Annotated in this window: 19 protein-coding genes; 3 read left to right on the top strand and 16 right to left on the bottom strand. The window is 61.5% G+C overall.

The annotated features are described in order from the left end of the window. Nucleotides 1-3: 3 nt before the first annotated feature. From tatB to udp, 9 genes are all read right to left on the bottom strand, one after another. The gene (gene tatB, locus QOL81_RS19935) at nucleotides 4-573 is read right to left on the bottom strand and encodes a Sec-independent protein translocase protein TatB (RefSeq protein WP_283439999.1); all 570 of its coding nucleotides are present in this window, start codon (nucleotides 571-573) and stop codon (nucleotides 4-6) included. A 3-nt stretch (nucleotides 574-576) separates the two neighbouring features. After that, nucleotides 577-840 carry a Sec-independent protein translocase subunit TatA gene (gene tatA, locus QOL81_RS19930; RefSeq protein WP_004934452.1) on the bottom strand — a complete coding sequence of 88 codons (264 nt, stop codon included), beginning with the start codon at nucleotides 838-840 and terminating at the stop codon, nucleotides 577-579. A gap of 80 nt (nucleotides 841-920) precedes the next feature. Beyond that, nucleotides 921-2,552 carry a ubiquinone biosynthesis regulatory protein kinase UbiB gene (gene ubiB, locus QOL81_RS19925; protein ID WP_038874180.1) on the bottom strand — a complete coding sequence of 544 codons (1,632 nt, stop codon included), beginning with the start codon at nucleotides 2,550-2,552 and terminating at the stop codon, nucleotides 921-923. Next, nucleotides 2,549-3,157, bottom strand: a complete 609-nt coding sequence (ubiJ, locus tag QOL81_RS19920) for a ubiquinone biosynthesis protein UbiJ (RefSeq protein WP_060424142.1) — start codon at nucleotides 3,155-3,157, stop codon at nucleotides 2,549-2,551. The genes ubiB and ubiJ overlap by 4 nt, the downstream gene beginning before the upstream one ends. Nucleotides 3,158-3,170: 13 nt before the next feature. After that, a complete protein-coding gene (gene ubiE / locus QOL81_RS19915; protein WP_025304918.1) occupies nucleotides 3,171-3,926 on the bottom strand; it encodes a bifunctional demethylmenaquinone methyltransferase/2-methoxy-6-polyprenyl-1,4-benzoquinol methylase UbiE in 756 nt (251 codons plus the stop codon). A gap of 78 nt (nucleotides 3,927-4,004) precedes the next feature. After that, nucleotides 4,005-5,552 (bottom strand): DNA recombination protein RmuC, encoded by a 1,548-nt coding sequence (rmuC, locus tag QOL81_RS19910; RefSeq protein ID WP_283439998.1) that lies wholly within the window; start codon nucleotides 5,550-5,552, stop codon nucleotides 4,005-4,007. A 140-nt stretch (nucleotides 5,553-5,692) separates the two neighbouring features. Next, nucleotides 5,693-6,223, bottom strand: coding sequence for a DedA family protein (locus QOL81_RS19905; RefSeq protein WP_019455291.1), 531 nt, complete (start codon nucleotides 6,221-6,223; stop codon nucleotides 5,693-5,695). Between the two features lie 79 nt (nucleotides 6,224-6,302). Continuing rightward, nucleotides 6,303-7,085 (bottom strand): tyrosine-protein phosphatase, encoded by a 783-nt coding sequence (locus tag QOL81_RS19900; RefSeq protein WP_049209368.1) that lies wholly within the window; start codon nucleotides 7,083-7,085, stop codon nucleotides 6,303-6,305. A 130-nt stretch (nucleotides 7,086-7,215) separates the two neighbouring features. Continuing rightward, nucleotides 7,216-7,977, bottom strand: coding sequence for a uridine phosphorylase (gene udp, locus QOL81_RS19895; RefSeq protein ID WP_004934432.1), 762 nt, complete (start codon nucleotides 7,975-7,977; stop codon nucleotides 7,216-7,218). Nucleotides 7,978-8,464: 487 nt separating this feature from the next. Between udp and QOL81_RS19890 the strand changes: the two genes are divergently transcribed. After that, on the top strand, nucleotides 8,465-9,292 hold the full coding sequence (locus QOL81_RS19890; protein ID WP_038874174.1) for a dienelactone hydrolase family protein: 828 nt from the start codon (nucleotides 8,465-8,467) through the stop codon (nucleotides 9,290-9,292). Nucleotides 9,293-9,376: 84 nt separating this feature from the next. On the opposite strand, the gene metE is transcribed toward QOL81_RS19890, so the two are convergent. Continuing rightward, nucleotides 9,377-11,665, bottom strand: a complete 2,289-nt coding sequence (metE, locus tag QOL81_RS19885; RefSeq protein ID WP_072271075.1) for a 5-methyltetrahydropteroyltriglutamate--homocysteine S-methyltransferase — start codon at nucleotides 11,663-11,665, stop codon at nucleotides 9,377-9,379. A 90-nt stretch (nucleotides 11,666-11,755) separates the two neighbouring features. Between metE and metR the strand changes: the two genes are divergently transcribed. Next, a complete protein-coding gene (gene metR, locus QOL81_RS19880) occupies nucleotides 11,756-12,700 on the top strand; it encodes an HTH-type transcriptional regulator MetR (protein WP_038874173.1) in 945 nt (314 codons plus the stop codon). 36 nt (nucleotides 12,701-12,736) lie between these two features. Here metR and QOL81_RS19875 read toward each other — a convergent pair whose 3' ends face one another. Beyond that, the gene (locus QOL81_RS19875) at nucleotides 12,737-13,597 is read right to left on the bottom strand and encodes a carboxylate/amino acid/amine transporter (RefSeq protein ID WP_283439997.1); all 861 of its coding nucleotides are present in this window, start codon (nucleotides 13,595-13,597) and stop codon (nucleotides 12,737-12,739) included. 151 nt (nucleotides 13,598-13,748) lie between these two features. Between QOL81_RS19875 and QOL81_RS19870 the strand changes: the two genes are divergently transcribed. After that, entirely contained in the window at nucleotides 13,749-14,078 is a 330-nt protein-coding gene (locus QOL81_RS19870; protein WP_038874168.1) for a hypothetical protein, read from the top strand. Here the strand turns inward: QOL81_RS19870 and QOL81_RS19865 are convergent. Genes QOL81_RS19865 through ugpA form a run of 5 tightly spaced genes read right to left on the bottom strand, consistent with a single transcriptional unit; the run spans nucleotide 14,059 to nucleotide 18,618 of the window. After that, entirely contained in the window at nucleotides 14,059-15,015 is a 957-nt protein-coding gene (locus tag QOL81_RS19865) for an AEC family transporter (RefSeq protein ID WP_049202434.1), read from the bottom strand. The two genes, QOL81_RS19870 and QOL81_RS19865, sit on opposite strands and share 20 nt — an antisense overlap. Before the next feature lie 60 nt (nucleotides 15,016-15,075). After that, nucleotides 15,076-15,813 carry a glycerophosphodiester phosphodiesterase gene (gene ugpQ / locus QOL81_RS19860; RefSeq protein ID WP_141957700.1) on the bottom strand — a complete coding sequence of 246 codons (738 nt, stop codon included), beginning with the start codon at nucleotides 15,811-15,813 and terminating at the stop codon, nucleotides 15,076-15,078. Continuing rightward, a complete protein-coding gene (locus QOL81_RS19855) occupies nucleotides 15,813-16,883 on the bottom strand; it encodes a sn-glycerol-3-phosphate import ATP-binding protein UgpC (protein ID WP_283439996.1) in 1,071 nt (356 codons plus the stop codon). Before QOL81_RS19855 ends, ugpQ begins: the two co-directional genes overlap by 1 nt. Before the next feature lie 5 nt (nucleotides 16,884-16,888). After that, a complete protein-coding gene (gene ugpE, locus QOL81_RS19850; protein ID WP_019455301.1) occupies nucleotides 16,889-17,734 on the bottom strand; it encodes a sn-glycerol-3-phosphate ABC transporter permease UgpE in 846 nt (281 codons plus the stop codon). Next, complete coding sequence (gene ugpA, locus QOL81_RS19845; protein ID WP_015376293.1) at nucleotides 17,731-18,618, bottom strand: sn-glycerol-3-phosphate ABC transporter permease UgpA; 888 nt, start codon at nucleotides 18,616-18,618, stop codon at nucleotides 17,731-17,733. The genes ugpE and ugpA overlap by 4 nt, the downstream gene beginning before the upstream one ends. Nucleotides 18,619-18,630 lie beyond the last annotated feature (12 nt).

Raw genomic sequence — 18,630 nt, 5'->3', positions numbered from 1 at the left:
GTATTAACGATCGCCACTAGGTTGGTGAGACGCTGGGGTTTTATCCGCAACAGGGTCGACAGGTGCCGGCGCGGTTTCCACCGGTGCTTTAGCCTGCTGCGCTGGCACTGGCGCGGCCGATGACACAGGCGCGACGGCCTCAGGCTCCGCTGCCGGTTTTGGCACGGCGGCGGGCGCGCTGGCGCTGGTTGCCGCTTCCGCCGGCGTCACGCCGTCGTGCAAGGCTTCCGGATCGGTGACCTGCGGGTTATGAATGGTGTTCGCCAGCTCTTCTTTCTCGCCCCGGTAGGTACGTTTCAATGATTCCGCCGCGTCTTTCAGCTCATCCATTGACGCCTTCAGCTCCGGCGTCAGGTTCTGCAAACCAGCCTGTTCCGCTTTTTTCAGGCTGTCCTGCAGCTCCTGCAGCTTCAGTTCCTGAGACAGTTCGTGCTGCACCGAGGCCGCCAGCGAGCGCAGCGCGCGGATCCAGCCCGACACCGTTCTGACCGCGACCGGCAACCGTTCCGGCCCCAGAACAACCAGGCCGATCACCAGCACCAGCAGCAGCTCACTAAACCCAATGTCAAACACGGTTTATACCTGCTCTTTGTTCTTCGACTCTTCCGGTTTCACTTCCGGCTGCTTATCGGTAATAGGCTTGGCCGAGAAGTCAGCGTCATCCAGGCTGCTTTTCTCAGCCGTGTTGGGGGTCGACGGCGTGTCGTCGCCGATCGCCTTCTTGAAGCCCTTGATCGAGGCGCCGAGATCGGAGCCCAGCGTGCGCAGTTTTTTGGTACCGAACAGCAGCACCACGATCACTGCGATGATCAACAATTGCGTAATACTAATACCGCCCATTTTAATTACCTCTAATTTTAAAGGGTCTTTCAAAGCCAGCCCGCATTATAGGGCCGACTTTACCAGAGTGACGAATTAAATCAGGTGGTTCGCTTCCAGCCAATCACCCAGCATACGATGCCGGCGGCCATCATCCAGGCAGGAAACACCTCGATTTGCCCCAGCAGCAACAGCGTGCCGCTTACCAAGAGTGTAGCGCCAACGCCGAACAAATAACGTGACTGCCCCTGACGAACCCGCTGAGCCTGCATTTGGTTGGTCAGCTTATCAACGCTTTGTTGCAACAGTTTATGCTGCTGCAGGCTGTCGTAAAACAGCTCGGGCAGTTCCGGCAGCTTCTCCGCCCAGAACGGCGCTTTTTCTTTGAGCGCGCGCACCACGGCAGGGATGCCGACCTGATCGCGCAGCCAGCTCTCAAGGAACGGCTTGGCCGTGGTCCACAGATCCAGCTGCGGGTAGAGCTGGCGCCCCAGTCCTTCAACATACAGCAAGGTCTTCTGCAATAACACCAGCTGCGGCTGCACTTCCATATTGAAGCGGCGTGCGGTGTTGAACAGGTTCAGCAGCACGTTACCGAAGGAAATCTCCGCCAGCGGTTTCTCGAAAATCGGCTCGCACACGGTGCGGATGGCGAATTCAAAGTCTTCCACATTGGTGTCGCGCGGCACCCAACCGGAGTCGACGTGCAGTTCCGCCACCTTGCGGTAATCGCGGTTGAAGAAGGCGATGAAATTTTCCGCCAGGTAGCGTTTATCATCCTTGTTCAGCGAGCCGACGATGCCGCAGTCGATGCCGATATAGCAAGGATCTTCCGGATGTTCGTAGCTGACGAAAATATTACCGGGATGCATGTCCGCATGGAAGAAGCTGTCGCGGAATACCTGGGTAAAGAACACCTGAACGCCGCGTTCCGCCAACAGTTTCATGTTGGTGCCCTGCTGCTCCAGCGTGGCGATATCCGAGACCGGAATGCCGTAGATGCGCTCCATCACCAATACGCTTTCACGGCAGTAGTCGGAATAAACTTCCGGTACGTACAGCATCGGGCTGCCGTCGAAATTGCGGCGCAGCTGAATGGCGTTGGCCGCTTCGCGCAGCAGGTTCAATTCGTCCAGCAGGGTTTTCTCATACTCACGCACCACTTCGCGCGGGCGCAGACGGCGGCCGTCCGGCAACAGCTTCGGCACCCAGCCGGCCAAACGGTACATCAGGCGCACGTCGGCCTTGATGATCGGCCCGATATCCGGCCGGATCACCTTCAGCACCACTTCCTGGCCGGTGGTTTTCAACCGCGCGGTATGCACCTGCGCGATCGAAGCAGAGGCCAGCGGCTGCTGATCGAAATCGTCGAACCAGGTTTCCAGCGGGCCGCCCATCGCCAGTTCGATATGTTTACGCGCCAGCGCGCCGTCGAAAGGCGCGACCCGGTCCTGCAACAAAGTCAGCTGATCGGCAATCTGCGGCGGAAACAGATCGCGGCGGGTCGACATCATCTGGCCGAACTTGATCCAGACCGGCCCCAGCTCCTGCAGCGCCAGCCGCAGGCGTTCACCCAGCGGCTTGTCCTTGTGCCGATTCGGCATCCAGAACAGCAGCCGGCGGCCGAAGCGCAGCGGCAGCGTCAAACGCATTTTAGGGATCAGTTCGTCCAGCCCATAGCTGAGAAAAACGCGAACGATAAAATACAAACGGCGCAGTTCGCCTGGGGTCATCGCTTGCCCTCCAACTTGTCCATGCGGGCAGACAGCGCTTCCGCGCTGCGGGCGAGTGCATCAACTTCCTCGTTGAACCACACCACTTCCAGCGGCCCCGGCGCCAGACGCCACTCTTCCGTCAACGCCTCCGCCATGTCCTGCTGCCGGCGCATAAAGCCGGTTTTCAGCAGCGAGGCGCCTTTTCCCAGCGCCTGCGTAATGCCCTGGGCGGCGATATCGCCGATATAGGGCGCCAGCCACTCCGCCGGATCCCACTCCGCCAGATCGAGCAGGCCAACCAGCTGTTGCACCACCTGAATATCGCCTTCCACCGTCAATTCGCCGCTGCGCATCAGCACCGGCAACTGCTGGCGATCGCGCAGCTTCAGTAAGGCGGGAATGCGGCTGCGCACGGTGCAATCGGCGCTGTCCTCAGACTGGCCCAGCACGTCCACGCGCAGTTCGCTGAACACCAGCACCAGCGGTGAAGCCAGCTCTTCCAGTTCGATACGCAGCACCTTGCCCGCCAGGCGTTGGCGAGCGGCTTTCATGCTGCGATCGCGAAACAGCAGATTATTCAGCGAGGTTTCCAGCGCACCGGTCAGCAGAGGGGTAAACAGCATCGGCATCTCCCTCTCAGAACTTGAAGCCGCGATGCAGGGCGACAATCCCACCGGTCAGGTTGAAATAGGTGACGTTTTCAAAACCGGCGTTGCCCATCATGCCCTTCAGGGTTTCCTGATCGGGGTGCATGCGGATCGATTCCGCCAGGTAGCGGTAGCTGTCCGGATCCTTCACCACCAGCTCGCCGATCTTCGGCAATACGTGGAACGAGTAGGCATCGTAAGCTTTGCTCAGCGGCGCCAGCAGCGGCTTGGAGAATTCCAGCACCAGCAGGCGGCCACCCGGCTTCAGCACGCGGAACATCGAGCGTAGCGCTTTGTCTTTGTCGGTGACGTTGCGCAGGCCAAAGGAGATGGTGATGCAATCGAAGTAATTGTCCGGGAAAGGCAGCGCTTCGGCGTTGGCCTGCACGTAATTGATGTTGCCGACGATGCCGCGATCGCGCAGCTTCTCGCGCCCCATCTTCAGCATCGAATCGTTGATGTCCGCCAGCACCACCTGCCCCTGCTCGCCGACCATGCGGGAGAACTTGGCCGCCAGATCGCCGGTACCGCCGGCCAGATCCAGCACGCGCTGCCCACGGCGCACGCCGCTGCAGTCAATGGTGAAACGCTTCCAGATACGGTGGATGCCGAACGACATCAGGTCGTTCATCACGTCATACTTTGCCGCTACCGAATGAAAAACGTCCGCCACCATGGCCTGTTTTTCGTCTCTAGCGACGGTGCGAAAACCGAAATCGGTGGTTTCCTGCGGTTGATCTGCCATTGTCCTGCCTGCTATTCAGTCAATTTTGTGTGGATGAGTGTACCAGAAGCCTGGGGAATACCCCACCTCGCCACGGCCTCAGCCGTGCGAAACGAAGCCCGGTTCCCCGGCGGTATCGTCATCGTCTTTCGTCTGCGGCAGCGCGGCGACATCATCGTCGTTCGCCTCTTCCGCTTCATCGTGTTGCGCGCCGGCTTGCTGCGCCAGCAGCGGGTTGATCGGCCGTTTGACCTCAACCCCCAACGCGCGGAAACCTTCAATTTGGCCGATAAGGTTACCACGGCCTTCGCTCAGTTTGTTCATCGCCTGACGATAACTGCCCTGCGCCTTGTCCAGGCTCTGCCCCAGCGCGGACATATCGTCCACGAACAGCCGCATCTTGTCATACAGTTTCGCCGCGCGATCGGCGATGCGCTGGGCGTTCTGACTTTGATGCTCATAGCGCCACAGGTTGGTGATAGTGCGCAGCGCCACCAGCAACGTGGTCGGGCTGACCAGCATGATGTTGTGCTTGAGCGCTTCGCTGATCAGCTCCGGCTCGCGATCGATAGCCAGCAGGAAGGCAGGCTCGACCGGAATGAACATCAGCACATAATCCAGCGAGCGCAGCCCCGGCAGCTGCTGATAGTCCTTGCGGCCCAGCATGCGAATGTGGCCGCGCAGCGACGCGATATGTTCGCTCAGCGCCGCTTCGCGCTCCACCTCGTCTTCACCGTTGAAATAGCGCTCGTAGGCGATCAGCGACATCTTGGCGTCGATCACCACGTCCTTGCCCTGCGGCAGGCGCACGATCACATCGGGCTGCATGCGGCTCTGGTGATCCACCCGCACGTTGACCTGCGTTTCATACTCGTGCCCTTCGCGCAGGCCGGAGGCCTCCAGCACCCGGCTCAGCACCACTTCGCCCCAGTTGCCCTGCGTTTTGTTGTCGCCTTTAAGCGCCTTGGTGAGGTTAATGGCCTCGCGCGCCATCTGTGCGTTCAACTGCTGCAGATTACGTATTTCGTGCGTCAGCGTGTGACGTTCCCGCGCCTCCTGACCAAAGCTGTCCTGCACCTGACGGCGGAAACCGTCCAGCTGTTCACGCAGCGGCAGCAGCAACCGATCCAAGCTTTGCTTATTTTGCTCGTCCACCTTGCGGCCGCTGTGTTCAAAAATGCGGTTGGCGAGGTTTTCAAACTGGGTGGTGAGGCGTTGTTCGCTGTTGATAAGCAGGCGCTGCTTCTCCTCCGCCGCCATGCGCGTCTCTTCCAGACGGATGGTGACTTCGCGCAGCTCGGCCTCCTGCGCGCTGTTAACCTCGCGCTGGGCGCGCAGCTCCTGATTGAGCAATTCGCATTCGTTGCGCCAATGGTTGAGCTGTTGAAGCTTTTCATGCCCGGCCGCCAGCTGGCTATGCAGGTTACGTAGCTCCAGCTCGCTCTGCCGCAGCTGCTGCTCGTGGCGCTGCAGAGCCTCCTGTCGCGCCACCGTTTCCTGCTGCGCCTGCTGCAACGCTTGCTCCAGCAACCGCAGCTCGGTTTCATGCTGCGCATTCGTCTGTTGCACCCGCAGACTGGCGATCAACCACCCCAACAGCATGCCGATCGTTACGCCGCCAATCCCATAAATCAGACTGGTATCCACCCTGCCTCCTGTTGCACCTTGCCGTTCCGGCGTTTCGCACGCCCATTGCCCGTCACGTTAAGGGGAGCCTGTATGGATGTCCAGCCTGATTTTGCCCGCCGCGCACAATATTGCGCGGCGCTGCGCAATTTAGCGAGAAATCAGCCCAGCCACTGGCTGAGCCACTTGATGCCGAATGCCCCCGGCGCCAGAATGCCGAACGCCCAGATCATCGCCGACGTGACGTTGGCTAACTGGAAATAACGCTGCGGCATGCCGCAAATGCCGCCCACCAGCGGCACCACGGCGCGCAGCGGGCCGAAGAAGCGGCCGATGAAGATGCCCAGCACGCCCCAGCGTTCAAAGAACGCGTGGCCGCGCGCCAGCAGCTGCGGATTGCGCGACAGCGGCCACATATGCGCCACCCGGTCCTGATAGTGATAGCCGATCCAGTAAGAGAGCCAGTCGCCGAAAAACGCCCCGACGGCGGCAGCGGCCCAAATCGGCCAAAAGGCGATGCCGCTTTCGCCGATCAGCGCGCCCAGCGCCAGCAGGATCACCGTGGCCGGCAGCAGCAGCGACAAAAACGCCAGCGACTCGCCGAACGCCAGGAAAAAGATGATGGGAATGGCCCAGCCTTCGTGCTGACGCACGACGTCGCTGACCCAGTTGATAACGTCATTGAGGCTCAATGCGGGGCTCCTGATACGCGATAATTCGCCGCCTAGGATAGGCCGGGGCGAGTTAAACCCCGGCTAAACGCGCGGCGATTTACTCGAGGTAGAACGCCTGCAGCGCTTCGCGCTGGGCTGCGCCCAGGCCGTATTCCGCTTCCAGCCAGCGGTCGGTGGAACCGTATTGCTGACGGATGCAGCCCAACGCCGTCATCAGGAACTCCTCGCGCGCGCTGAGCACGTAGGCGAATTGCTCCAGCGCCGCCGCATTCAGCTTGATAGACAGCTGATCCAACATCTGCTCGCGGAAAGTGGCCAGCGTGGTTTCGGTCAGCAGATAGTCTTCCAGCACCGTCGCTTCGTCGGCCCCCAGCGCGAACAGCACCAGTGCCGAACCGACCCCGGTGCGATCCTTGCCGACCGCGCAGTGCTGCACGATGGCACCGCCGCCAGGATTGCTCAACAGCTGCGCCAGCCGCTGATAGGCCGCATTGCCGAACGGCAGGCGGCGATACAGCTCCAGCATGAACGCCCGGGCGTCGAAGGCGGCCAACGTTTCGTTGGTGAGCTTCTCCAGGTTGGCGTTGACTTCGCTGCTCAGCGGGTTGGCCGGCACGTGGTGATAATCGGCGCCATTCCACAGAATATCCGGCTTGGCCTGCACCTCGTCGGCATCGCGGTAGTCCAGCACCGAGCGCACCGGCACACCGGCGAGAAAGGTGCAGTCGTTTTCCGTCAGCCGCTCGAGGGAGCCGGAGCGGAACAGCAGGCCGCGCTTGATGCGGCGCCCGTCGGCCACGCCGTTGCCGCCGAAGTCGCGGAAATTGATGCCGCCGTCGAGCGGCGCGAGCGAAGGATGAAGCAGGATCTGGGCGGTCATAAACGTCCTCGTTGTTTTTGTTATGACAACGCGCGGCAGCCATCGGCGCAGCGCTGAGGAGTATCACCGTAACAGATTCGCCGCGAATGGAAAAACGGGCCGCGTCGGCGGCCCGCTGGGGGAAAGGCGATTACAGCAGGCGGCGAGCGGCGTCCACCACGATCTGCACCGCTTTGCTTTCGGTGTTTTTCATGGTCTCGGCGTTCGGGATCTCTTGCTGGGTGCGGTTGACGATCACCCCGGCCACCATGCCGGCACGCAGGCCCTGGCTGGCGCACATGGTCAACAGCGTGGCGGATTCCATTTCATAGTTCATCACACCCATCGCCTGCCACTCTTCCATCGAGCCTTTGAAGCGGCTGACCACGCGGCCGGAGTAAGTGTCGTAACGCTCCTGGCCCGGATAGAAGGTATCGGAGGAGGCGGTCACGCCGATGTGCGTGGTAGCGCCGCTGGCCTTGGCCGCTTCCACCAGCGCGGTGGTGCAGGCGAAGTCCGCGACCGCCGGGAACTCCATCGGCGCAAAGTGCAGGCTGGCGCCGTCGAGGCGTACCGCCGCCGTGGTGACCAGCACGTCGCCGACGTTGATGTTCGCCTGAATGGCGCCGGTGGTGCCGATGCGCAGGAAGGTGCGAATGCCCAGCTGCGCCAGCTCTTCCACCGCGATAGAAGTAGAGGGGCCGCCGATACCGGTAGAGCAGACGATCACCGCCTTGCCGTCCAGCTCCGCGCGCCAGGTAGTGAATTCACGATGGGAGGCCAGATGCACCGGATTTTCCATCAGCTTGGCAATCTTCTCTACGCGCTGCGGATCGCCCGGCACGATAGCAAGCTGGGCCCCTTGTAAATCGTTCTTGGTGAGGCCGAGATGAAAAACGTCAGACTGAGACATACGAGACTCCTCATGGATCATGTTTATTGGGAGGAACAAAAAAGCACTCTACTGAAAATCGCCGCTTAATTTCGTGACGATAGTCACTATGAAAAGAGAAACAAATTACATGCTACATATTTTTTGTGATTTTTATCACAAAAAAGCACTATAACGCCCCCAGAGCGCACCGCTATACCTCAGTCTAGCCGACAAATCTTGCCGCCCTCTGCCCGTCGGTTGCCGGCTGAAACTATTTAGCTGATCAATCCCAAATAACCCCATCTTATCGGTTGCTTAGGGACAAAAAAGCCCTCTAACGCACCTTATGGCACTTACGCGGGGCAAAACGCGTAATAACATGATAAAAAGCGCTTAAAAATGCCGCAAAGCCAGATAATTAGCCGTTTTTTATCAACTTGTCCGAAAGTGCGCCACGCAGCGCCAATAATGGATAATCTTTCCTATAGTTAATCTCAGCGCTTTTTTCTATTGCACGGAGACCGCAATGAAAACCGAACATGTGATGACATTAGAACAGGCTCAGGGGGGATTCGCCCCGGCCGCCGCGCCGTTGGCCGCCTCCGCGATTATCACCGACGAACAGGGCATTCACGCCGGGCAAACGACCATTCCTTCTCAGGGCGACGCGCTGCCGGCCTACGTCGCCAAACCCGCCGACCAGAGTGGCCCCTTCCCCATCGTTCTGGTGGTGCAGGAAATCTTCGGCGTCCATGAACATATTCAGGATCTGTGCCGCCGCCTGGCCAAGCAGGGCTATCTGGCGATCGCGCCCGAGCTCTATTTCCGCCAGGGCGACGCCAACGACTACACCGATATCGGCGAGCTGTTCCAGCAGTTGGTCACCAAGGTGCCGGATCGTCAGGTGCTGTCGGATCTGGATCACGCCGCGCACTGGGCTATCCGCCACGGCGGCGACGCCGGCAAGCTAGCGATCACCGGTTTTTGCTGGGGTGGCCGCATCACCTGGCTGTACGCGGCGCATAACCCGCAGTTGAAGGCGGCGGTCGCCTGGTACGGCAAACTGGTCGGCGAGAAAACGCTGAATTCACCGAAGCAGCCGGTCGACGTCGCCACCCACCTGTCGGCGCCGGTGCTGGGGCTGTATGGCGGGCAGGACAGCGGCATCCCGCTGGAGACGGTGGAAACCATGCGTCAGGCGATCCGCGCCGCCAACGCCGAGGCCGAAATCGTGGTGTATCCCGAGGTCGGGCATGCGTTCAACGCCGATTATCGTCCCAGCTACAACGCCGAAGCGGCGCAAGATGGCTGGCAGCGCATGCTGGCATGGTTCGCCCAGCACGGCGTCAAATAATTTCCCGCGCATAAAAAAGGGCGCCGAAGCGCCCAATCATCACACCAGTAAATCTATAAGCGGCGGTTTATCCGCCGCACGGCATCACGCGTGCTCGCGCAGGCGCTGTGCCGCCAATACCATGTTGGCCAGCGACTGCCGGGTTTCCGGCCAGCCGCGGGTTTTCAGGCCGCAATCCGGGTTAACCCACAGGCGTTCCGCCGGGATGTTCTGCGCCGCTTTACGCAGCAACGCTTCAATCCATTCCACGCTCGGCACGTTCGGCGAGTGGATATCGTAGACGCCCGGCCCGATTTCGTTCGGGTATTCGAACTCCTTGAAGGCTTCCAGCAGATCCATATCGGAACGCGAGGTCTCGATGGTGATCACGTCGGCGTCCAGCGCGGCGATGGAGTCCATGATGTCGTTGAACTCGCAGTAACACATGTGGGTGTGGATCTGGGTGTCGTCCCGCGCCACGGCGGCGTTCAGTTTGAAGGCGTCCACCGCCCAGTTCAGGTAAGCGGCCCAGTCGGATTGGCGCAGCGGCAGCCCTTCGCGCAGGGCGGGTTCGTCGATCTGGATGATGCCGATACCGGCTTTTTCCAGATCTTCCACCTCGTCGCGCAGCGCCAGCGCAATCTGCTTGGCAATCACTTCGCGGGTCACGTCTTCACGCGGGAACGACCAGCACAGGATGGTCACCGGCCCGGTCAACATGCCTTTCACCGGCTTGTCGGTCAGCGACTGGGCGAATTTGGCCCATTCGACGGTGATGGCTTCCGGGCGGCTGACGTCGCCGATGATGACCGGCGGCTTCACGCAGCGGGAGCCGTAGCTCTGCACCCAGCCGTTTTGGGTAAACACGAAGCCGTCCAGGTTCTCGCCGAAATACTCCACCATGTCGTTGCGCTCGGCTTCACCGTGCACCAGCACGTCCAGCCCGAGGCGCTCCTGCTCGACGATCGCCTGTTTGATGTGCTCACCGATGCTGGTGCGGTAGTTGTTGCCGTCCAAACGGCCCTGTTTGAAGTCCAGACGCAGGCCGCGGATCTCGGTGGTCTGCGGGAACGAACCGATGGTGGTGGTCGGCCAGGCCGGCAGGTTGAAACGCTCGCGCTGCGCCCTGGCGCGCTCGGCGTAAGCGCTGTGGCGTTCGCTGTCCTGCGCGGTGATCGCGGCCAGGCGACGCTCAACCTGTGGGTTGTGCACGCGGCTCGACTGACGGCGGGCGCGGATCGGTGCGCTGTAGGCATCCAGTTCAGCCTGCTTGGCCGCGTCAGGCGCGTTCAGCGCCGAGCTCAACAGCGCCAGCTCGGCGCATTTTTGCAGCGCGAAGGCGAACCAGCTTTTCACTTCTTCGTCCAGACGGCTTTCCACGCTCAGGTCGATCGGGCTGTGCAGCAGTGAACAGGAGCTGCCGATCCACAGTGGGCGGGTGCCCACCAGCGGCTGAAGACGTTCGAACCAGCGGCTCAGATCGGCGCGCCAGACGTTGCGGCCGTTGATGACCCCCAGCGACAGCAGCCAGTCGTTCGGCAATGCGGCGCTCAGCGCGGCAATATCGTCATGGCCGGCGACCAGATCGACGTGCAGCCCCTGCACCGGCAGCGTGCGGACGGTATCGAGGTTGTGGCCGACGCTGTCGAAATACGTGGTCAGCAACAGCTTCACCTGCCCCTGCAGCGCGTCGTAAGCCGGTTTGAACGCATCCAGCCAGGCTTGCGGCAGCTCCAGCACCAGCGCAGGCTCATCAATTTGCACCCACTCGACGCCGCGTTTCGCCAGCTCGGCCAGCACCTGTTGGTAAACCGGCAGGATGTCTTTCAGCAGCGACAGGCGGTCGAACGGCTCGCCCTTCACCTTACCCAGCCACAGATAGGTCACTGGGCCCAGCAGCACCGGCTTGATGCGATGGCCGAGCGCCAGCGCTTCGTCCACTTCGTCCAGCAGCTGAGTCCAGCCCAGCTTGAACTGCTGGCCTTGCTGGAATTCAGGCACCATGTAGTGGTAGTTGGTGTTAAACCATTTGGTCATTTCCGCCGCGGCCGCCGGCTCGCCGGTCGGTGCGCGGCCACGGCCGATGCGAAACAGCGTGTCCAGATCGATCGAGCCATCCGCATTCTGATGGCGCGCCGGCACGTTGCCCAGCAGCAGGCTGGTGGTCAACACATGATCGTACCAGGCGAAATCGCCGACCGGCACCAAATCCACCCCGGCCTGCTGTTGCTGCTGCCAATGACGAGCGCGCAGCTCGCGGCCAACCGCCAACAGTTCTTCCTGCGTTGAATTGCCGGCCCAGTAGCTTTCCTGAGCTTTTTTCAGCTCACGTCGTAGCCCAACGCGAGGAAAACCCAGTGTGTGATTCAAAATTGCCATCGTCATATTCCCCATTTAGCCGTCCAGATGTTTACACATCCATAATCAGCAGGTACTGTATTAACCACAAGCGCAATTTATTCACTGTCAATGTGAAGGACTCTCATGATCGAACTGAAACATTTACGGACGCTGCAGGCCCTGCGCAACAGCGGTTCGCTGGCGGGGGCGGCGGCCCAACTTCATCAGACGCAGTCTGCCCTGTCGCACCAGTTCAGCGATCTTGAACAACGTCTGGGCTTCAAGCTGTTCGTGCGCAAGAGCCAGCCCCTGCGCTTCACCGCCCAGGGCGAGATCCTGCTGCAGCTTGCGGAGCAGGTGCTGCCGCAGATCCAGCAGGCGCTGCAGGCCTGCCACGAGCCGCATCAGACCACGCTGCGCATCGCCATCGAATGCCACAGCTGCATTCAGTGGCTGACGCCGGCGCTGGACAACTTCCGCCGGCGTTTCCCGCAGGTGGTGATGGACTTCACTTCCGGCGTGACTTTCGATCCGCAACCGGCCTTGCAACAGGGTGAACTGGATCTGGTGATGACGTCGGATATTCTGCCGCGCAGCGGCCTGCACTATTCGCCGATGTTCGATTTCGAGGTGCGCCTGGTGCTGGCGCCGGATCATCCGCTGGCCGGCAGGCCACACATCGAGCCGGAAGACTTGAGTGACGAAACGCTGTTGATTTACCCGGTGCAGCGCCAACGGCTGGATATCTGGCGGCATTTTCTGCAGCCGGCGGGCGTCAGCCCGGCGTTGAAGAACGTCGATAACACGCTGCTGCTGATCCAGATGGTATCGGCGCGGATGGGGATTGCGGCGCTGCCGCACTGGGTGGTGGAGAGTTTCGAACAGCAGGGTCTGGTGGTGACCAAAACCCTGGGTGACGGCCTGTGGAGCCGCCTGTATGCCGCCGTGCGCGACGGTGAACAGCGCCAGGCGGTGACCGAAGCCTTTATCCGCTCGGCCCGCCAGCACGCCTGCGATCATCTGCCGTTTGTGCGCGACGCCGCACGCCCTGGCGCGACCGGCGCGAAAGCGTTGGCGGCCGGCGTATAAACTTTCGGGCCCCCCCGGCCGGGGTGGCCCGCCCGCTTAGCCGAGCTGTTTCGGCGCCACCCAGCGGCGATGTACCCACAGTGAAGCAACGATCACCGCCCCGCCGATGATAAAGCTCGGCCAGTGCGGCTGCTGCTGCCAGATAGCCAGGTTGACCAACAAACCGGCCGGCACATGCATATTGTTCATGATGCCGAGCGTGCCGGCATCCACCTGCGTCGCGCCATAGTTCCACATGAAGTAGCCCAGCCCCGACGCCACCACGCCCAGCCAGATCAACACGCCCCACTGCAGATTGGTGGTCGGCAGCTGCTGCGGATTGCCCCACAGGAACCAGGCCACCACCGCCACCGCCGCCGCCCCCAGGTAGAACCAGGAAAATGCGGTGTGCTGCGGCAAGGGGTGCACTTCCATCAGGCGCTTATAGCCGACCATGCCGATGGCGAAGCTGATATTCGCCGCCTGCACCAACAGCAGCCCCCACCAGAAATGCTCACTCAGCTGGTGATAACGGATAATCGCCGCGCCCAGCACCGCCAGCAACGCGCTGAAGAGATAGCCCCAACGCAGGCGCCGGCCGCTCAGCAAGTCGTAGATCAGCGTGATGTACAGCGGCGTCAGCACGGTGAACAGCAGGAATTCCGGCACCGTCAGGTACAGATAGGCGCGGAAGCTGAACAGGTACATGATGCCCAGCTGGAAGGCGCCCACCAGCATATACAGCAGGATCACCTTGAGTTTGATGTTGCGCCAACGCAGAAACGGCAGAAACACCAGCGCCGCCAGCCCGATGCGCACCAGCGCTGAGAATCCGCTGTCGACGTGGCCCGCCAGGTACTCGCCAATCAGGCTGAAAGAAAATGCCCACAGAATGGTGGTTATAACCAAAAGCAGCACGATGGGTTCACCCTAAAAAGACCGAAAGGGCGATTGTAACGGAAGATGCGCACCGCGTTGGTGAAAAGGCGGTTTACATCCGAACAAAAGATAAACTACCGGCAAAATTTCACCGCTGGGTTAGGCTTAATAAAAAGGCGAGGTAACCATCATGAAAACTTCTCACATCCTGTTCGCCCTGCTGTGGCTGCCCGGCCTGGCTGCGGCGGCCAACGGCGTAACCGATCTGCGTTCACAGCAGCAGTTTCTCAACCAAAGCAGCCAGCAGGCCCAGCAACAGCGCCTGTTGAACAATCGGCAAATGGACCAACGCCGCCTGCAGCAACAGCGGCAGTTCGACAATCAGCGGCAACAGCTGATGCAAACCACGCCGAACGGCGGGCAACTGCTGCCTAATGGCAATCAGCCGCGCGATCCGTTCAATCGCACCGCGCCGGCGGTGCCGCAGGCGCCGATGCCGGCTACGCCCGCACGCCCATAACGGTGAGGATCAGCGGCGTGGTGATCGCCGCCAGCACGGTGGACATCACCAAGCTGGTGGCGGCCGGGCCGGTGAGCGTATTGAACTGGCGCGACATCAGGTAGACGTTCACCCCCACCGCCATCGACCCCAGCAGCACCACAACGCGGGTTTCCATCGGCGGCAGATCCATCATCCAGGCCAGCAGCCAAATCACTAGCGGCTGCACCAGCAACTTCAGCACGCAGATGGCGCTGCTCAGCTGCCAGCCTTCGCTGATGCGGTACTCGGCAAGCCCCATGCCAAGCACCACCAGCGACAGCGGCGCCGCCACCTGGCCGAGCATGCTGACCGGCCGATCGACGAAGGCAGGTAGCGGCAGGCCGGTCAGGCTGAACAGAGTGCCGGACAAGATGCCGACGATCAGCGGATTGGTCAGCACGCTACGCGCGGTTTTAACAAAACCGCTCAGCGTCGGCGAACCGTTGCGCGCCCATTCGATCGACACCGTCACCAGCGTCCACAGGATCAGGCCGTTGAACACCAGCACCAGCGCCACCGACGGGATCGCCGCCTCCCCCAGCATCACGCCGGCGATCGGCAAGCCGAGCATCACGTTATTGGAGAAAATACCGCCCAGCGCAAACACCGATCCGGCGACGCCATCCAGCCGGAAGAGATGCCGGGCGACGAGGCGGCCAAGCACGAACACGATCAGGCAACTGCCGAAGAACGCGATCAGCAGCCGGGCGTCGACCGCCGGGCGCTGCGAGAAGTCGCACATCATGCGAAACAACATGGCGGGCAAGGCGAGGGAAAACACGAAGCGCGTCAGGCCATCGGTGATGCTGGCAGGCCATTTCCCCCAGCGAATCAGCCCATAACCCAACGCAATCAGAACAAACAGCGGTAAAGACAGCACGATCTGGTGCCACAGTGACAGGATAAAGCCAGGCATCGCATTCCTTCCGGTGGTGCGGCGGCAAGGCTTGTCGTCGCGGGATTCATCGGTGCCGGATTAAAAATCCGGGCCGATCAAATCTATCCGGTCGGTGCAAATGCAGTCAACGCCCCAGTCGAGCAGCAGGCGCGCGCGATCCGGTTGGTTGACGGTGTACACCAGAATGCGCAGCCCGGCGTCTTTCAACGCTTTTACCCGCTCGGCGGTCAGCGCTTTGTGATCGATATGCAGCGAGACACAGTCCAGGCGTTCGGTCAGCTCGCGCCAGTTGTCGTCCCAGGCCTCGAGCAGCAGGCCGCGCGGCAAATCCGGCACGGTGCGCTGCGCCGCCGCCAGCGCTTCTACCGAGAAGGAAGAGAGCAGCGGGTCGGTCTGCCCTTGCCACAGCAGCCGCGCCGCCAGCGCCACCACCCGGCCGGTTTCATCGTCGCTGCCGGTGGTCGGCTTGATCTCGATATTGGCCATCAGGCCGTGTTCCTGGCAGCGTTCCGCCACCTCCGACAACAGCGGCAGCCGCTCGCCCTTGAAGGCCGAGCTGTACCAGTTGCCGGCGTCCAGCTGCACCAGTTTGTCCCACGGCAGCTCGCCCGCCACGCCCCAACCGTTGCTGGTGCGATCCAGCGTGTCGTCGTGCAGCAGGAAAATTTGCCCGTCCTGTGCCAGCTTGGCATCGAACTCGATCATCTTGTGGCCGTGGCGCGCGCCGACGTCGATCGCCGCCAGGGTGTTTTCCGGCGCCAGAGAACCGCCGCCGCGGTGGGCAACGATATGAGGGTAAGGCCAGGGTCTAGTCATCAATCCATCCGTAATCCGCTGTGGGTGTCAAAGAAGTGCAGCGCCTGAGCAGGCAGCTGCAAATATAGCGTACTGCCCGCCGCCGGCAAGGTTTCGTGCGACAGCCGCGCGATCACCCCGTGGCCGCCCCACTGGCCGTGCGCCAGATTGTCGGCCCCCAGCAGTTCCAGCGTCTGCAGCTGCAGCGGCACGCCCTGGCCTTGCGCCACCAGTTGAATATGCTCCGGCCGAATGCCCAACGTCAACTGCCGCCCCGCCCACTGCGGTTTGGCCGCCGGCAACGGCAGCGCCATGCCTTCCGCCAGCAGCAGCTGGCCGCCGTCGGCGCTGAGGGTGCCGGGCAGCAGGTTCATCGCCGGCGATCCGATAAAGCCCGCGACAAACAGCGAAGCCGGCCGTTGGTACACTTCGCTCGGGGTGCCGATCTGCTCCGCCACGCCCTTGTTCATTACGATGACCCGCTGCGCCAGCGTCATCGCCTCCACCTGATCGTGGGTCACGTACAGGCTGGTGGTTTTCAGACGACGATGCAGCTGTTGCAGCTCCAGGCGCATCTGCACCCGCAGTTTGGCGTCCAGGTTGGACAGCGGCTCATCGAACAGGAATACCGCCGGTTCGCGCACGATGGCGCGCCCCATCGCCACGCGCTGGCGCTGGCCGCCGGAAAGCTCGCGCGGTTTGCGTTTGAGCAACGGCTCCAGCTCCAGGATGCGCGCCGCCTCCTCCACCCGCTGGCGGATATGATCCTTGCCGAAACCGCGGATCTTGAGGCCGTAGGCCATGTTGTCGTACACGCTCATGTGCGGATAGAGCGCGTAGTTCTGGAACACCATCGCGATGCCGCGATCCTTGGGCTCCAGATCGGTCACGCGCCGGGTATCGATATAGATATCGCCGCTGGTGGTGCGTTCCAGCCCGGCCACCATTCGCAGCAGCGTGGATTTGCCGCAGCCGGACGGGCCGACCATCACGATGAATTCGCCGTCCGCCACATCGAGGTCGATCTGTTTGATCACCGGCGTTTTACCGTCGTAAGACTTGGTGACCGCCTGTAGTTTTAATCCTGCCATCGTCGTTATTTCTCGCTATCAACCAGACCGCGCACAAACCAGCGCTGCATCAGAAGCACCACCGCCAGCGGTGGCAATAAAGTCAGAATCATCGCCGCCATCACCTGGTTCCACTGGGTCGGCGCGCCGGAAGTGGAGATCATGCTCTTGATGCCCGCCACCGCGGTGCCCATCGAGGCGTCGCTGGTGATCAGGATCGGCCACAGGTATTGGTTCCAGCCGTAGATAAAGGTGATGACGAACAGCGCCGCCAGATTGGTTTTCGACAGCGGCAGCACGATGTCCCAGAAGAAACGCATCGGCCCGGCGCCGTCGATACGCGCCGCCTCCAGCAGCTCATCCGGCAGCGTCATGAAGAACTGGCGCAGCAGGAAGGTCGCGGTGGCCGAGGCCATCAGCGGCAGCGTCAGGCCGGTGTAGCTGTCCAGCAGGTTGAGGTTGGAGATCACCTCCACCGTCGGGAAAATACGCACCTCCACCGGCAGCATCAGGGTGAGGAAAATCAGCCAGAAGAACAGGCTGCGCAGCGGAAAGCGGAAGTACACGATGGCGTAAGCCGACAGCACCGACACCGCAATTTTGCCGAAGGTGATCGCCAGCGCCATGATCACGCTGTTCAGCAGCAGCAGCGAGAACGGCACCTTGAGGTTGCCCACGCCGCCCTGCCAGATATTGCGGATGTTCTCCCACAGGTGGCCGCCGGGCACCAGCGTCATCGGCACCTGAAACACCTGCTTGTCGTCCAGCGTGGCGGCGACAAAGGCCACGTACAGCGGGAACAGCACCACCAGCACGCCGATAATCAGCATCACATGGCTGAAGATATCCAGCCCACGTCGATTCTCAATCATTGATAGCGCACCTTACGTTCAACAAAGCGGAACTGGATCACCGTCAGGCCGATCACCAGCAGCATCAGGATCACCGACTGCGCGGCAGAGCTGGAGAGATCCAATCCGGCGAAGCCCTCGCGGTAGATCTTGTAGATCAACGTGGTGGTGGACTGCACCGGCCCGCCGCCGGTGGCGGCGTCGATCACCGGGAAGGTATCGAAGAAGGCGTACACCAGATTGACCACCAGCAGGAAGAAGCTCACCGGCGCGATCAGCGGCAGCACCAGATGGAAGAAACGCCGCACCGGGCCGGCGCCGTCGATGGCCGCCGCCTCCACCAGCGAGCGCGGGATCGACTGCAGCGCCGCGAGGAAAAACAGGAAGTTATAGCTTATCTGCTGCCATACCGAGGCCAGCACCACCAGGAACATCGCCTGGCCGCTGTTTTGCGCATGGTTCCAGTTATAGCCCAGCCCGTTGAGGAAATGGGTGATCAACCCCAGGCCGGGGTTGAACAGAAAGATCCACAGCACCGCCGCCACCGCCGGCGCCACCGCATAGGGCAGGATCATCAGCGTGCGATAGAGGCGGCTGCCGCGCAGCACGTAGTCCACCAGCGCGGCAAAGAACAGCGACACCGCCAGCCCGATGCCCGCCACCAGGAAGCTGAAGATCAGCGTGGTGTAGAACGAGTCGAGATAGTAAGGATCCTGAAACAGCTGCTTAAAGTTATCCAGCCCGACAAACTGGCTGGACAGGCCGAACGGATCGAGGCTCTGCACCGAATACCACAGCGCCTCGCCGGCGGGCCATAAAAAGAAGACGGCGGTAATCAGCAGCTGCGGCAGCACCAACGCATAGGGCAACCAGCTGCAGCCGAAACCGGGACGGGAAGATGACATAGCAGTTAAACC

It is taken from the genome of Serratia sp. CC22-02 (assembly GCF_900182895.1).
GTDB classification, from domain to species: domain Bacteria; phylum Pseudomonadota; class Gammaproteobacteria; order Enterobacterales; family Enterobacteriaceae; genus Serratia; species Serratia nevei.
Note: the sequence above shows the minus strand (reverse complement) of the source record. Positions and strands in the feature narration are given on the sequence as shown.

What these genes read in the sequence shown, in the direction of transcription:
- tatA (WP_004934452.1), bottom strand. Translation starts at nt 840, where the DNA reads ATGGGCGGTATTAGTATTACGCAATTGTTGATCATCGCAGTGATCGTG.
- ubiB (WP_038874180.1), bottom strand. Translation starts at nt 2,552, where the DNA reads ATGACCCCAGGCGAACTGCGCCGTTTGTATTTTATCGTTCGCGTTTTT.
- ubiJ (WP_060424142.1), bottom strand. Translation starts at nt 3,157, where the DNA reads ATGCTGTTTACCCCTCTGCTGACCGGTGCGCTGGAAACCTCGCTGAAT.
- ubiE (WP_025304918.1), bottom strand. Translation starts at nt 3,926, where the DNA reads ATGGCAGATCAACCGCAGGAAACCACCGATTTCGGTTTTCGCACCGTC.
- QOL81_RS19900 (WP_049209368.1), bottom strand. Translation starts at nt 7,085, where the DNA reads ATGACCGCCCAGATCCTGCTTCATCCTTCGCTCGCGCCGCTCGACGGC.
- udp (WP_004934432.1), bottom strand. Translation starts at nt 7,977, where the DNA reads ATGTCTCAGTCTGACGTTTTTCATCTCGGCCTCACCAAGAACGATTTA.
- QOL81_RS19890 (WP_038874174.1), top strand. Translation starts at nt 8,465, where the DNA reads ATGAAAACCGAACATGTGATGACATTAGAACAGGCTCAGGGGGGATTC.
- metE (WP_072271075.1), bottom strand. Translation starts at nt 11,665, where the DNA reads ATGGGGAATATGACGATGGCAATTTTGAATCACACACTGGGTTTTCCT.
- metR (WP_038874173.1), top strand. Translation starts at nt 11,756, where the DNA reads ATGATCGAACTGAAACATTTACGGACGCTGCAGGCCCTGCGCAACAGC.
- QOL81_RS19870 (WP_038874168.1), top strand. Translation starts at nt 13,749, where the DNA reads ATGAAAACTTCTCACATCCTGTTCGCCCTGCTGTGGCTGCCCGGCCTG.
- QOL81_RS19865 (WP_049202434.1), bottom strand. Translation starts at nt 15,015, where the DNA reads ATGCCTGGCTTTATCCTGTCACTGTGGCACCAGATCGTGCTGTCTTTA.
- ugpQ (WP_141957700.1), bottom strand. Translation starts at nt 15,813, where the DNA reads ATGACTAGACCCTGGCCTTACCCTCATATCGTTGCCCACCGCGGCGGC.
- QOL81_RS19855 (WP_283439996.1), bottom strand. Translation starts at nt 16,883, where the DNA reads ATGGCAGGATTAAAACTACAGGCGGTCACCAAGTCTTACGACGGTAAA.
- ugpE (WP_019455301.1), bottom strand. Translation starts at nt 17,734, where the DNA reads ATGATTGAGAATCGACGTGGGCTGGATATCTTCAGCCATGTGATGCTG.
- ugpA (WP_015376293.1), bottom strand. Translation starts at nt 18,618, where the DNA reads ATGTCATCTTCCCGTCCCGGTTTCGGCTGCAGCTGGTTGCCCTATGCG.